Origin of the sequence: Maribellus sediminis (assembly GCF_011799805.1) — a bacterium.
GTDB classification, from domain to species: domain Bacteria; phylum Bacteroidota; class Bacteroidia; order Bacteroidales; family Prolixibacteraceae; genus Draconibacterium; species Draconibacterium sediminis_A.
On sequence record NZ_WXUB01000001.1, the window covers coordinates 391,678 to 409,495 of the forward strand.

Genomic DNA, 17,818 nt, shown 5'->3' on the forward strand with positions numbered 1-17,818 from the left:
TAACAAAGAACTAAGCCTTAACAAAAAATAGGTGACTAAACAACCACATAACCAGATTTTTAAAACAGCAGTATTTATACTGGCTGTTATTGCTGTGCTTATGGGCAATCTTTCCGTATGTGGGAGTGTTGTATCACCAAATCATTCTATTCTACTTTCTTCAGAAAATCCGGAACAACAAGTCACTCAAAACGATACCACCGACCTGGTTTGTCCGGAAGATCTTTCAACATACACCGACCTGAATTCTTGCGATGCCCTCATCACTTCAGGTCTTTCGATTTTAGATCCTGAAAATTCAATTAGCTCGTTAAACTGGCAAATGACCGGTGCCACCCAGGATCAATCACCAACATCTGGTGTTAACCAACTCAGTTCATACGTATTCAACGAAGGCACTACCACCATCACTTACCGTGGCCGAACCCGTTACAACAATCCTGTTTTTTGCTCTTTTACGGTAACGGTGAGTGATAATGAAGTGCCTCGTTTGATTTATTCACCAGGAGATATCACTGTTTCGAATATACCCGGTGAATGCTTTGCAAAGGTAAGCTGGACCGAACTGATCGTTTCGGATAACTGTGTACCGAAGGAGAGCCTTATTGTTGATGGAAGTCGCAGATCAGGAGACAATTTTGTTGTCGGAGAAACCGAGGTGGTGTACCGGATTAGTGACGGTGTAAATGAAACGATGCATCGCTTTACGGTTCGGGTAGTGGACCGTGAAGCTCCGGTATTGACAGCTCCTGAACCCATTGTAATTGTTTGTGGTGAAGAAGTGGAAGATGCTTTTACCGACTGGGATCATTTTGAACAGACCGGCGGAAAAGTGAGTGATAACTGCGCTGTTGATTATTCCAGCTTCCGCTATGTGCGCCAGACCAGTAGCGACATTCGTTGCCCTTACACCATTACCAGAACTTACAGCATTGCCGATGTTAATGGTAATTTTACTGAAGTGAAACGTGTTATTCAGGTTACTGGTGAGGAGCCGGAAGAAATTCAGGAAGATAAATCAGATCTTTTTTTAAAATCAGCCATGGCTGACTTTACGGCGCAACAATCAGGTAATTGGAACGATACTGCAACCTGGGGCGGTGCCATCCCAACCTCTGCGGATGATGTAACTATTTCTTCTGGAATTACAGTGACTGTTGATTCAACAGCTTTTTGTAATTCCATTAGTTTGAATGGAACATTGAATTATGGCGTTGACTCCACGCTATTTGTTTATGGGGACTGGACAAATGATGGCTCTTTTAATGCAGGGGGGGGATCAGTTGAATTTATTGGAAGTAATACTGCACTAATTTCTGGTGGCTCAACATCTATATTTTATAACCTTACTGTAAATAAAGGATCAAGTCGAGCAACTATACTAAATGTTGGTTCTACCGGAGGTGTGACTTGTACGCATTCATTCACTATTTCAAATGGATTATTCCGTCCGATTTCCGGAACGGTTAATTTATCAATGTCTAGTGGATTCAATATTCCAGGATCTGCAGGAATAGAGATAGATGGAGCTTCTGTTACAGGTAGTGATTACTCCATCACAAATAACGGGCTTTTTAAGATAATATCAGGCGATGTATCGTTAGGGGAGGCTACTGGTAATAGCTTACAAACTGCATCTGGAGGGACCTTTCAGATGGAAGGAGGTACATTGAGTGTTGCTGGAAGGCTATTTAACACAGCAGGAACAGCAAATATTATTGGTGGGACAATATATGTTTCAAAAAATGGACATAATAGTGGAACTTATGCAAGTTTCGACATGAGTATTTCAACTGTTCTTTCAATTACAGGAGGAACAATTATTTTCGAGAAACCTAACAGCGGTTCTGCTGGGGACATTTGGATTCGTAGCGGTGGATCGAAAAACATTACCGGGGGTACATTCCAGATTGGAGGCACTTTGACCACGGCAGGTTCTACTTTTATTATTAATTCACCTTATTCGTTATACGATTTAAAAATTAATAGTAACAACAATCCATCGTTACAAATTGCTGGAAGCGATCTTGCCATAAGCCATTTATTAACCATGAATGGAGGAAACATTGATGCTACCTCTTATGACTTAATTTTGTCTAATTCTTCCACAGGCGCACTCTCATACAGTTCTGGTTATGTTTCGGGTAACTTGCAGAGAGCCATAGCAAGTTCAGGTAGTCCTATTTATTTGTTCCCGGTTGGAAATAGCAGCAATTATACTCCTTTGAGCCTTACTTTTAACAGTTTGAATTCGGGAGGAAATGTTACCATTGCTTCAATTAGCGGAGACGATTCAAATATTGGATCATCTTTTCTGAATTCAGGACAGAGTGTAAACAATTATTGGACCGTCAATAATAGTGGAGTAGCCTTTAATACAGTTAATGGAACCTTTAATTTCCCTCCCGGACTTGGAGATGGTGGAAGTTACATTGTGGGTTCGTATAATGGTTCATGGACTTATCCAACTGTCTCCTCTTCAAGTTCAACTAGTGTAAGCTTTTCCAGTGCAACATCACTGGGCTCGAGCTATGCTCTTGCTGAATGTACGCCACCTTCTGCCCCAACGGCAGGAAATGTATCTACAACCTACGATGGGAATAGCCACACAGGTACCGCAACCGCAGCTATTCCAGCTTCAGAAGTTATTGATTGGTATGATGCTTCAACAGGCGGCAATTCAACAACCGCACCATCAGGAACAAATGTCGGCACTTATTCGGCTTGGGCTGAAAGTAGGAATACACTTACAGGATGTGTAAGTGATACCCGTACTCTGGTAACTGTTGAAATTAATACAGCTTCATTGACAGTAACAGCTACTGATGATTCTAAGACATATGATGGAGTTTCATACAGTGGAGGCAATGGAGTAAGTTACTCAGGATTTATTGCGGGAGAAGATGAAACAGTTCTTGGAGGAACACTGACCTACAGTGGAACGAGCCAGGGGGCAGTGGATGTTGGTAGTTACGTGATCACGCCGGGAGGATTGACCAGTAGTAACTACAGCATCACTTTTGTCGGTGGTACCCTGACAGTAGGCCAAAGAGATTTAACAGTAACGGCAACTGCCTCAGACAAGGTTTATGATGGTAACACCACAGCGACAGTTACTTTAAGCAGTGATGCTTTGGGAGGCGACGATGTGACGATAAGTTATACGAGTGCGACCTTCGATACGAAAGATGTGGGAGCGGGAAAAACAGTTACCGTAAGTGGCATAAGCATAGGTGGAACGGATGCGGGAAATTACAATCTGACCAATGCAAGCACGACTACTACAGCAGCAATTACGGGAATTCCATTGACAGTAACAGCTACTGATGATTCTAAGACATATGATGGAGTTTCATACAGTGGAGGCAATGGAGTAAGTTACTCAGGATTTATTGCGGGAGAAGATGAAACAGTTCTTGGAGGAACACTGACCTACAGTGGAACGAGCCAGGGGGCAGTGGATGTTGGTAGTTACGTGATCACGCCGGGAGGATTGACCAGTAGTAACTACAGCATCACTTTTGTCGGTGGTAACTTGGAAATTACAGCAATTATAGTTACTCCAAGTATTACAGCTGAAAACAAGTGCTACGATGGTACAACATCTGTCACATTAAGTAGCCAAACCTTAACAGGTGTTTTATCAGTAGATGATGTTACCCTTGTAGTTGGTTCTGTATCTTTTGACAACTCTGGTGATGGAAGCGGAAAAACAATAACTGCCACTGGGCTTACATTAAGTGGTACAGATGCTACGAATTATACATTATCATCAACGACAGCAACAACAACGGCCGATATTTATCCATTACCCACAGCCACCATCAGCGGCACCACCACCATCTGTGAAGGAGATGCAACTGATCTTACAATTACTTTAACCGGAACCCAGCCCTGGAGTATTACTTATACCGATGGAACTACTCCTGTAACAGTAAACAATATTACCAGCAGTCCACACACAATTAGCGTTTCTCCTTCAGCAAACAGTACCTACACATTAACCGATGTTAGTGATGCCAATTGTGACGGAACCGTTTCCGGTAGTGCTGCGATTGCCGTCAGACCCGCACCTACAGTTACAATCTCGGGAACTACTGCAGTCTGTCAGAATTCTTCTCCCACGCCTCAGATCAACATTACAAATACGTCGGCACATGCGGTGAGGCTTACTTACAACATCAACGATACCGTTACAAACACGGTTGCATTGAATACCGGCGCATCCACATTTATTTCTCAGGCAACTACTTCAGCCGGTGTATTCAATTATCACTTTGAAAGTGTAGAATATCAGACTGCTCCCAATTGTGTTACAACACTGGATGATACGATCACCATTGCAATATACCCAACTCCTACAGTCAATCCAATTACCGACAAAACGTATTGTAACGATGATTATATAGTATCAGGTATTGCGTTTAGCGGGCCTGTACCCGGAACAACATTTGAATGGATGAACAGCAATACTTCCATCGGTCTCGGGGCTGGCGGAACAGGAAATATCCCGGAATTCAGGGCAACCAATGACACGGATGATCCGATCAGTGCAACCATTACGGTTACTCCTACAGCCAATGGTTGCGTTGGACCCGATGAGACATTTACCATAACGGTACGTCCAACTTTAAGAGCATCCATCAGTGGAAACGATACGGTTTGTCTGAACTCAGCATCACCCTTGATAACCTTTACTAACCCAATCGGCTTACCGGTTAACGTATCCTACAACATAGGCAGTTCACCGCAGCCAGCTCTTACTATCCCGGCCCATGATTCTGTGCAGGTAGCAGTTCCGACCGGAACCGCGGGAACTTTTGTTTATGATCCTGTGAAGGTGGCTTACCTGGATGGTACTTGTGATGAGTCGTTCCCGGGAACTGCAACTGTAGTTGTCAATCCTGCCGCAGTTGCCATATCCACGCCATCGTCACAAAATATTTGTTCAGGCGATTCCATCATCCCCATTGTATTGACCAGTGCTACGCCGGATGTTACGTATAGCTGGGTGAGAAACAATACCTCGGTTACCGGTATTGCAGCCTCAGGAGTAGGAGACACGATCACAGGAGCCCTGACCAATACGAGCGGCTCAGCAATTACGGTAATTTTCAACATTACACCGATTTATGATGGTTGCCCCGGTACGCCTTCAACCGCCAGGGTAACTGTTTACCCGGTTCCTGAGCTGGTATTAACTCCCGATTCACAAATGAGATGTTCTGGGGAACCGATCGGTTCCATCGCTCCTTCAACTACAAGCGGAGGAGGAGGAACCTTTACCTGGACAAGGGACCATCTCGATGATGTAATAGGTGTTGATGCTTCCGGTACGGGAGCAGTACCTTCCACCACTATAACAAATCTTACCAATGAACCGATAATTGTCAATTTTATCTTTACAACCACCTCTGTTAACGGATGCTACGTGGTTGCCGATACGGCTAAAATACTGGTGAATCCGACACCACAGATCATCGACACTTCAGAAACGATCTGCAACAGCGGAACCTTTAATGTGACTCCTGTTGACGGGCCTTACGGAGTCGTACCTTTAGGTACAACCTATAAATGGGCGATTCAGACAGTAGAGGCAGGAATTTCCGGGGCTTCAGCTAGTACGGACGATGGTGTAACAAGTATTAGCGGTACACTTTCCAATTCTTCCAGTTCAGCACAATCAGTAATTTATGCGGTTACGCCTTATTACGGGGATTGCCCCAGAGGGGAGTTGTTCCTGCTGACCGTAACGGTAACGCCTGAACCGGACATCGACACCATGTACAAGAGTGTATGTAGCGAAGAATCGTTTAACGTAACTCCGTTAAATAACACAGATGGTGTTGTTCCGGCCGGAACTACCTATGAGTGGGAAGTGTTATTTGAACCTGCCGGGGTAACAGGCGCAAATGGTGGCAGTGGATCGAATATTTCAGATACACTGGTGAATAGCAGCAATACCAACAAGGTTGTCAGCTACACGGTTTGGCCAACCGCAGGTGTTTGTGCAGGAGACTCATTTATTTTGGAAGTTACTGTTAAACCTATACCTGTTATCATTAATTTGGATACGATTGCATGTAGCGAAGAAACGTTTACGGTTACACCGGTACACGGTACGGATGGAGTGGTTCCGGCCGGGACTACCTATAGCTGGACAATACCTGATATGCCCGACGGTATGACGGGCGGATCTCCGGGAAGCGGGGCTTCTGTAATTAGCGGTACATTAACGAATTCGAGCGATACAGCACAAACTGCAATCTACACCGTTACGCCTACTGCCGGGGGGTGTCCCGGTTCACCATTCGAAGTGCAGGTTACCGTATATCCAAAACCGGCCATTAATCCGATAAGAGATACCATTTGCAGCGGCGGAGATTTTAACCTGATACCGGAAGACGGTGTCAACGGCTCTATTCCTGCCGGAACAACCTATAGCTGGTCGGCACCGGTTGTTACAGGTATCGACGGAATATCAGCAGGAACAAATGAAACAAGCATTAGCGATACACTTATCAACAATAATACGACAGTAAGAACCGTGACTTACACGGTTACACCTACTTCGGGAGACTGTGACGGAGTACCATTTTCTGTGATTATTACTGTAAATCCGCAATTTACGGTCAGCAATATGTCAGCAACCGTTTGTAGTGATGAAGCTTTCTCTATTGTGCCTGTAAATGGTATTAACGGAACGGTACCTGCAGGTACAACTTACAGTTGGTCGGCACCTACCACAGTATATGGAAGTACCGGAGGTGGAGACGGTAGCGGAACATCGATTACTGATACGCTTTTTAATCCGTCCATTCATGTTGATACCGTTACTTATATCGTTTCTCCTACTTCAGGAAGTTGTTCAGGAAACGACTTCACACTAAAAGTTATTGTAAATCCTATTCCTGATGTTACGATCGGCGGTGATGATTCTACTTGTTACGGAGCGCTGGCTCCCTATGTCACATTTACCAACAACGTGGATTTACCTGTTACGGCCACCTATAAAATTAACGGGGGTGCAGATTTTACGATCGATATTGGTGGCAATAGTTCGGATTCCGTAGCAGCTACCGTTAACCAGGAAGGTACTTTTATTTACAGTCTCGAAAGCGTATCCTACCAGTCAACTCCTTATTGTTCTACTCCTTTAACTGACACCGCTACCATAGTAGTAAGACCGGTTACCACGGTGATTATTTCCAGATCTCCATCAGGGGCAGTTTGTGAAGGAACACCGGTGACATTTACATCTGCAGTGGCCAATGAAGGTACGGGAGCCACCTACCTGTGGTATGTGAACGGAGTTTCAACTGATTCGACAGGAACAACCTATACTCCGACGGATCTAAGCAACAAAGACACAGTTCGCTTGGTGGTTACCACTACAAGTGGTACACCCTGTCCCGGACCCAATTCAAGCAACCAGATCATTATGACGGTGAATCCGCTGAATATCCCGGATGTTACCATATATGAATCGTTGAATGACATTTGTGAAGGGACTTCGGTGACCTTCACAGCCGATCCGGTGATCAACGGTGGTACTAACCCAACTTTTGAATGGTTCTTAAATGATAATCCGGTTGGTGGGAACAGTCTGACCTATGTTACTGATTCCTTAAACGATGGTGACCAGGTAAAAGTAGTGCTTACTGCGGATCCATCAGCATCCTGTCCGGGACCGCCGGATACGAGTAATGTCGTAGTGATGACGGTCAGTCTTTTGGATACTGTAAGTGTAAGTGTAAGTGTAACTGCGGATACTGTGTGCGTTGGAACACCTGTTACTTTAACTGCTACTCCTGTAAACGGTGGCAGTACTCCGGCTTATCAATGGAGAAAGAATGGAGTAAATGTTGGAACAAACAGTAGTACGTATACCTATACTCCGTTGAATAATGATCAGGTAAGCGTAATATTAACGTCGAACGCAACATGTACCGCCGGAAATCCAGCGTATTCTGATACTGTTACAATGACTATAGATCCGCTTCCCACAGCTAGTGCAGGAGGGGACACTACAATTTGTGTTGAAGAAGCTGTTACTTTGAGCGGAGCAACAGCCGGTAACGGAACTATTTTATGGACACATGATGGAAACGGTACACTGGTGGATTCAACCACATTGACACCCACTTATACTTCAGCTGCTACAGACGAGGGAACTACAGTGACACTGACCCTGACAGTAGCTGGAGAAAATTCCTGTGGAACAGATACTGCTACTGCAAGCTATACCATTAATATTGATCCGCTACCTGTAGCAATTGCAGGCGGAAACGATACGATCTGTTCGAATGCAACAGCAACTGTTAGCGGGGCTTCTGCCACAAACGGAAACATTGCATGGACTTATGCTGGTGCAGGATCGCTGATTAATCCGGGGACGTTAACTCCAACTTATATAGCGGATGCAGCGGATGCCGGGAACGATGTAATCCTGACCCTGGTCGTAAGCAGCAATAATGTTTGTGGGACAGCCAGCGATACAGCTTACTATACAATACATATTGATTCACTACCCACAGCAAGTGCCGGAGGCGATACTACGATTTGTGTCAATGAAACTGCTACCGTTAGTGGAGCAACAGCTGCAAACGGAACCATTTTATGGACAGAAAACGGAGCAGGTACAATTACTTCCGGAGCTGCAACACTAACACCAACATATACTCCGGCCGCAGGTGACGAAGGAAATGATGTTATTCTGACGATGACCGTTACAAGTGATAATACTTGTGGAATAGCTAAAGCTACCGCTTTTTATACCGTTACGGTGAATCCATCAATTGATGCAAGTGTAAGTATTGTTGCTGATGCCACAGAAGTTTGTGATGGAGATGAAATAACATTTACTGCAACTCCTGTTAACGGAGGTGCTTCTCCAGGCTATAATTGGCTTATAAATGGTGCTTCCGCCGGAGCGGTGGATAGTTCGGTATTTAAAATTAATACTCTTGCTGATGGTGATATCATTTCCGTTGAAATGACTTCTGATGCGCTATGTGCGATAGGAGTTGATACGAGTAATGCGATACCGGTAATAATTGTAGACAGTGTGCCGGCAGCACCCGACTCTATAAGTGGTCTCAGTGGTATTTGTCCGCCTTTGCCAACGGTTTATTCCATTCCTGATAACGGAGCAGATTCTTATACTTGGTTTGTACCAGGTGGGTGGATCATCCAATCGGGTCAGGGAACAACTTTGCTTACGGTATCAGTGCCGGCAGTTGCAGTTTCAGGATATGTTAAGGTAGTTGCGAATAATGTTTGCGGATCCAGTGATACAACATTCCATTATGTAAATGTTGCGGCAGCTGCTTATGTTTATGCCGGTGACGATCAGGTGCTGTGCGAAGGAGCTACTTCAGTGGATCTTCACGGACAGGTTGGCGGTGCTGTTAGTACGAACAAGAAAGATTGGGAATGGGTAGCTGTCGCAGGTAATAATGGCGATTTTAAGCCGGATGATTTGAATACCACCTATGATTTTCCAGGTGGATTTACAACAGGGATTCTTTATGTTGTGCTTACCACCGATATTGAGGTGGTAGGTGGTTGTAATGTCATAGCGGATACAATGATGATCACGGTATTGCCCAATCCAACGGTGGATGCCGGAGGACCGGATACCGTTTGTCAGTCTTCAACACCTCTGGCGATAACCTTGTCGGGTGCAAGTGTTGGTGGCGGTGCCGACTCTGCTGCCTGGTCCATAACATCAGGTGGTGGTGCACTAAGTAGTACAGCGTATACACCAACACCTGATGCGATAACTTACATTCCTGCTGCAGATTTCAACGGAACCGTTACCTTAACCTTAACAACAAATGCTCTTGGCGATTGTACTCCGGTAAGTGCCAACAGAACCATAATCGTTAATCCTGTTGCAACGGTTAATGCCGGATTAAACGATACCATTTGTGCCAATGGCGTAGTTACATTGTCTGGTTCTGTAGGAGGATCTGCAACTTCAGGAAACTGGTCGACCAACGGTGACGGTGATTTTGATGATGCTACCGATTTATTTGCCACTTATACCCCCGGTTCCACCGATAGTATTAATGGTACAGTAACTCTGACGCTAAGTACTGATGATCCTATAGGACCATGCGATGCTGTATCTGATGATGTGCTTATAACGATCACCCCGGTGGCAACAGTTGAAGCCGGTGAGCCCGATACGCTTTGTCAGTCGGCAAGTCCGGTAGCCTTCTTATTATCCGGTGCAAGTGTCGGAGGAAGTGCTTTAACTGCAGCCTGGTCCAGTTCATCGGGTATCGGATTAAGTAGTACTGCACAAACCGCTACGCCGGGTAATGTAAGCTATACTCCCCAGGCTAATTTCTATGGAACTGATACTTTAACTTTAACCACAAATGCAACGGGGGAATGTCCGGCCGCAACCGATATCCGGTTAATAGTTATAGAACCGGCTCCTACGGTTGACGCCGGCGGTCCGGATACGATTTGTGAGGAAGAATTTCCTTCTGCCATTACTCTTGATGGAGCAAGTGTTGATGGCGGAGCAACAACAGGTACCTGGTCAATTACTTCGGGTGGAGGAAGTTTAGGATTTACCTCAGCAACGGAACAACCCGATACTGTAAGTTATACACCTGCCGGCAATTATAGCGGTACGGTAATTTTGTCGCTAACCACAAATGCTCCGGCTACCTGTGATGCCGTTAGTGCCACAAGAACAATTGTTATTGAATCTGCACCAACGGTTGAAGCCGGTTTAGCGGATACAATTTGTGAAGATGGATCGGTGACGCTGGCCGGTTCGGTTGGGGGAGCTGCCACTTCAGGGACATGGAGCGGAGGAGGAGGTTCATTCGATCCCGATGCTTCTGCACTGGATGCCATTTACACACCAAATGCAGCTGAAATAGCGGCCGGTTCAGTAACACTGACGCTTACCAGTAATGATCCTCCGGGACTGTGTGGAGCTGTTTCCGATACGGTTCGAATTACGATTAATCCACTTGTTGTGGTGGATGCCGGTCCTTACGATACGATCTGCCAGGGTGATGCGGCGGCTTTGGCCGGTATTATTAGCGGAGGTGGAAGCAGCGGTTCATGGATTGGCGGCAATGGAACTTTCAGTGGAGGCAGAAATAACCTGAATGCTACTTATACGCCAACAACTGCCGAAGTAAATGCAGGCTCGGTTACTTTAATACTGCGATCTGATGATCCTGCAGGTCCTTGCGGACCATTAAGTGATACCACAAAAATCACCATTTATAAGGCTGTTGTGATAACCGCAGATCCAGAAAGCAAAGGGGTATGTGTGGGTGATTCAACTGCCTTGACGGTTGTGGCAAGTGGTAGTCAGTTGGCTTACCAATGGCACAAAAACGGAGTTCCTATCCCGGGCGCCGATACATCAATACTTCAGTTTAGCTCGGTAAGTTTAGCTGATGACGCCAGTTATTATGTGGTAGTAAGCGGTGCTTCAGAGTGCTCATCTGATACTTCAAATACGGTGACCATTAACGTTGATGCTCCTATTGCCATAAGCAATCAGCCCGATTCATTGATCCGCTGTGAAGGTACCAATGCGACCTTTAGTGTTACAGCTGATGCTGGAGGTTTGCCACTGAATTACCAGTGGCGGCATAACGGAGCTGACATACCTGGTGCTACCTTATCTGCATATATGGTAGCGGGGGTCACTGCAGCTGATTCTGGTCGTTACGATGTGGTGATCAGCTCAACAGCAGGATTTACCTGTGATTCCACAATCTCCGATATCGCAACATTGACTGTCAACGGGCCGGGAACAATGGAACGCTTAGGAACCGACTCACTAACAATTTGTATGGATTCCACGATTTCAGCTATCAAATATATTATTGGCGGTTCAGCAACCGGTTATACGCTTTCAGGCTTCCTTCCTGCCGGAGTGACGCCTTCCATGAGCGGAGATACCTTGACCATTTCAGGAGCGCCAACCGAATCAGGAACATTCGATTTTGCCGTTACAACAACCGGCAGTCCTTGCGCGGATACTTCCTTAAGCGGACAAATTATCGTTGAGGATGTGGCTACTATCAGCCTGGCCGGCGGAAATGCCACTATACCACTGTGTATTAATAATCCGCTGCCGACCATTACTTATTCAATAGGAGGAAACGCCGACTCAGCTTTAATCATATGGGATTCGGTTCCATCCGGTATCAACGCCAGCTACAACTCATCCAACGGATATTTTACCATCAGCGGAACACCAACTTCAGCCGGAATTTATCCGTTCACTGTTGCAACTGTGGGTTCGCCCTGTGGAAATCCTACCTTATCAGGAGAGATAACCGTCACTCCGGATGCAATCATCGCATTAACCAGTGGTCCCGACAGTCAGGCTATTTGTATTGGATCGCCCATCGATCAGCTTACTTATGCCATTGGAGGTTCGGCCGACGGTGCCGTTATTGCCTCAGGTTCTTTGCCCAATGGCGTGAATCTGACTCAACAAAATGACAGTGTTTATACCATTTCCGGTACACCAAGCCAGGCGGGTACCTATACCTTTATCATTTCTACAACAGGAAACTGCCTGAATGTTTCAGATACCGCAGTTATAACAGTAGATGTGTTACCAGTTGGCGGGTCATTGAGCCCAGCTACTGATAAAGAGTGTGGTGAGGTTAACGATGGAATTTTGACACTGAGTAACTATACCGGCACCATTTTACGCTGGGAATCGTCGATTGATGCAGGTTTTAGCTGGGATACGCTTATCGGAACATCAGACACCTATACCTATACCAATCTTCAGCAGTTTACGCAATTCCGGGCAGTAGTTGGAAATGCTACCTGCGGAGAAACCTATTCAAATGTTGCCACTATAACGGTGGTTCCGTCGTTCACCCCTGTGATCAATGTATCAGGAGGTAATGTATGTACCGGTGAGCCGATCACACTTTGGGCGACGGCAGAGATTTTGCCGGATACAATTGGAATTATCCAGGGTGGTCATTTTAACTATGCCAACCCTAAGGGATGGAACAGTTACCTGGATGGAGTGCTGGGAAATCCTCGCTTACCGGCGAATAACGATAACGAGAAGGAGGACAGGTGGGCTGAGACCAATGGACCAAAAACATTCTGCGGCGGAAAATTATTTGATTCAGAGGATAAGAAATTTGCCCTTGTAAGTGGTCAGTTTAGTTCCTGGCTCGAAACACCGACATTTAACCTGATTGCCATGTCATCGGCCGAACTTTCATTTGACCAGGCCTATATATTTTCAGGCGGTGCAACAGGTACAGTAGAACTGTCAACAGATGGCGGTCTTAATTACAACATTGTTTTGGCAGAATACAACGATACCTTAATGAGTGGAATGCCCAATGTTGTAAATCCTGTTGACATTGATCTATCGCCCTACCTTGGAATGAACAACCTGAAACTCCGTTTTAACTTCAACAGTCCCAACGCATGCAGCGTTTGGGCGCTGGATAATATTAGTATACCCACACCTCAGCCCGACATAGAATACGAATGGGGACCGGTAGCGGAAATCCCCGGAGGTTCAGGTGAACTGGTTGTTGTGGTACCTCCAACAACTACAACATATACCTTAACGGTTTATATCATGGGATGTCCCGGAACAGCAACGGATACGCTCATTACAGTTTACGACAATCCCGAAGTCTTTACATCGAATACCTGTGTGGGCGATACGGCAACCTTCGCTCAATCGACTTTATACGATGGAACCTGGACCGTAAGCGGAGGTGGAAGTATCGACAATAACGGGCTGTTTACCGCCGACTCTGCAGGTTGTTTCGAAGCTACTTTTACCACAAGTTCAGGAGATTGCTTCGGAACGGCCAACTTTATGGTGTTCCCGGCTGCACCGCTGCCTGATGTGGATTCAGGGTGCGGCCCTATTAACCTTACTCCTCCGCCAACTGTGGCAGGATTTGACATTCAGTATAATTTCCTTGGAGGCGACGGTGACTGGACCTATGATAACATTCCGCCAACAGCTGATAATTGTGAAGGTTATCCGATCCAAATTCGTTACATCACATCAGAAGTTTGTGATACCGTTTCAATCGGTACAATCAATGAATGTAGCGTTTCTGATGTATTCCTGAGACGTGTCGACCAGACACCGCCAACATTCACAGTGCCGAAGGATACTACGCTCACAAAAAATGAAAGCTGCGAATACAGTGCCGATCCATCGATTACGGGCTATGCATCTAACCTGGCAGACAATTGTGCACTTCTTGGGGGACAGATTGCAACCTATATCGACGATACAATTATCGGTTTATGTGCCGATACCATTTTCCGTTACTGGACACTGATTGACGATTGCGGCAACGATACCACACAGATTCAAACCATTGCTATTGCCGATAACGGTTATGCACCGACATTTACCGTTCCGGCCGACTTCACCATTTATAAAAATGCCGATTGTACCTACGATGCTTCGATTTCAATTACCGGTGATGTGACCGATGAGGACGATAATTGTGCTGTGGGGCTGGAAGCTACTTATGCCGACACCTTAAGAGATGGCTCTTGTGTGGATACCATTTACCGTTACTGGACACTTGTGGATGATTGCGGAAGCGACAGTACACAAATCCAAACCATCATAGTTGTTGATAACACTGCCCCGGAATTCGATCCGGTAGCCCAGGATTCAGGCATCCAATGTTCGACCACCGATCCCGATCTTGAACCGGCTTACCTGGCCTGGCTGGCCAACCACGCAGGGGCAGATGCTAACGACCAGTGCGACCTGAATTTGGTTTGGACGGCTGATACCGCAACTACAAGCTGGACCGGTGATCCGGGAAATATCAGCAGATTGGTAACATTTGTCGTTACCGACGGTTGCGGAAATTCGGATACCACATCCGCCACATTCACCATCGTTGATTCGATACCTCCTGATTTATACTGTCCGGGTGATTTTACCGATACCATTCCGCCTGACAGTTGTTCTATTTATAAGTTGACCATGGATACGGTTTGGGCAGTTGACGATTGTTCGATACCGGAATTAAATTGGACAATAGTGCGACCAGATGGCTCATCTTACACAGGAAGCGGGCAGGTAAACAACGAAACCTTTGAAGTGGGAATTTCTTACGTTTATTACGAAGCTGTTGATAATGCGGGACTAACAGATACCTGTTCGTTTAGTGTTGAGGTGAAACAAATTGATATTGCGGATACCATGTACCAGTGTCCTCAGGATTATTGGGAGGCAGACGCCGATGCCAGTTGTGAGGCTTATCTCGATCTCGATTCCTTGTACATTATATCCGATCCGTGTAATGTCTTTGATTCCATCTGGCACGATTCTCCATATAGCAGCGATCCGCAAGATGCCGACGGTTCGTATCCGATAGGAACCACCAATTTTAACTGGTATATCCGTAACATTTCTGGTGTGATTGAAAGCTGTCCGGTGACAGTAGTTGTGAATGATGATTATGCACCAACAATAACCTGCCCAGGCAATGTGGAAGACAGCGTATACAATGGAGGTTGTGACAAAATTCCGGATAATATTGGCCTTCCAATTTTGAGCAGTGATTGTAGCCCGCTGGAATTGTACTACGAATTAACCTTGCCGGATAGCAGCACCTATGCCGATTCCGGTTTAGTAAATAATTACCGTTTCCCAATCGGACGTACCGATGTTATGTACATCGTTCAGGATACTTTTGGCAATGCCGATTCCTGTACTTTCTATGTACTTATCAAGGATACCATCAGTGAAGGTTACGAATTTGAATGTCCAAATCCGGATACCATAAAGGAATATGCAGATGCAAACTGTTTCGCACCAATTAATCTGGGAACTCCTACCATAATTGATACCTGTGATGCCATAGATACATTCTGGCACACTTCGCCCTACGGAGATGCTCTCGATCCTAGCGACGATTACCCGATTGGAGCAACCACGTTCTATTGGGTTATCAGAAATTATGCCGGAGACCTTGATTCCTGTGAAGTAAATATCGTGGTTTACGATACACTTACTCCTTATTTTACTTACTGTCCGCCTAATGCCATCGATAGTTTGACTAACAATGATTGTGACCTGGTTTCTGATCAGGTTCAAAGTCCGCGGATTAGTGGAGACTGTAGCCCGCTGGAATTGCTGTATGAACTTTATTTGCCCAACGGAGATACAGTATACGGAACTGATTCGTCAGCAACTTATTATCCTTATCCTCCGGGACGTACTGATGTTCATTATATCTTAAGAGATTCTGCCGGAAATGAAGACTATTGCGATTTTTATGTCCTTATTAAAGTGGATCTGGAAGAAGGACAGGATATTGACTACCCCGATAATTTTGTGGAAGAATGGGCCGATCGCGACAGTTGCGGTGCATGGGTAACTCTTCTGCCGGTAACTGTGCTTGATACCTGTGATGCCATCGATTCGGTATGGCAAGATTCGGAAATCTATATTGATTCGATGAATCCGAGCGGATTCTATCCGATAGATACCACCGTATTTAACTGGTATGTAAGGGAACGCGACGGAACTGTTCACACCTATCCGGTTACGGTGCTGGTACACGATTATATGCCGGAGTTGACCTGTCCGCCGGATACTACCGTATTTGCGCTCTATAATGAAACCTATGCCATTTTGGAATTGGCGCCACCGATTTTCCACGATAACTGTCCGGATTCAACCCTGATATGGGATGCGTGGTGGCAAGCTACCCCTGTACTGACTTATGGCGATACCGCTTCAAACGGTATAAATATTCTTACCGGACCTGATACTTTCAACATAGGAGTAACTTATATCGAATATACCTTTACCGATCAGCATGGTCATGATACAACCTGTACCTTCACAGTAACCGTGGAGGCAGCACCGGAAATTGAATGTCCGCCAAGTGATACCTTCTATGCCGATGATCAGTGTGAATACTGGTTTGATCCGGGGGTAGCCACATTGATAAAAGGAGCACAACCTATTTGGTGGACCTGGACCGTGACCGATGAGAACGGAACTATCCTTGATTTTGGACGTGATACAACAACGGCTACCGATACCGTTCTGAGCCCGATTGTACCCACAGCGCCAAATGAATATCCGTTCCAGCTTGGTGTTACAACCATAACCTGGACGGCAGAGAACCTGGCCGGTGCCGATACCTGTTCGCACTTTATAGAAGTGATCGACACCACACCTCCTGTATTCTACGAACTCGACTCGCTCGAAGACTGTATGGAAGTGATTCAATTTGCCATTTACAGTTCATCGGAACAGGACCTGTATTATCCCGACCGGCCCGACCATATTGTATTCGAACAGGGCGATACCACGCTCGATTTAACTATACTGGATGAATACGACGATAACTGCGAATTAAGTTGTGTCGATAGTATCACCTGGGTGATCGATTTCTCAGCATATACCTACCAGGACGGAACCAACGTGCCTGCTCAGGACAGTGCTTACTGGGGGCATGGGCAATTGTCGGACTGGAACATATATAATAGTTCAGGAGCCTATACCGGAACGGAACTACGCTTCCCGGGCGACGGCACCTATATGGGAGATGTAGAGCACTGGATCAACTATTTTGTTACCGACTGTGCAGGTAATACCTCGCTGGTAGGACGGAGAAGGATTATTGTAACACCACGACCTAAAATTGAAAAACTGAATTTTTACTAGATGAAACGAGATTCCGACATAAAATTTACAATGATGTTCCGGGCGACAGCCCCGGATGGCACTGGCCCGGCTAAGCGGGGAGCAGCCCTGCTGCATAGCGAGGCACCACAACGGTTT

Annotated in this window: 1 protein-coding gene; it reads left to right on the forward strand. The window is 45.8% G+C overall.

The window, feature by feature from the left end; all coding sequences use genetic code 11:
* Positions 1-31 precede the first annotated feature (31 nt).
* Positions 32-17,701: a PKD-like domain-containing protein gene (locus HFD85_RS01525; RefSeq protein ID WP_167604839.1), complete on the forward strand. Its 17,670-nt coding sequence runs from the start codon at positions 32-34 to the stop codon at positions 17,699-17,701.
* Positions 17,702-17,818: the final 117 nt, after the last annotated feature.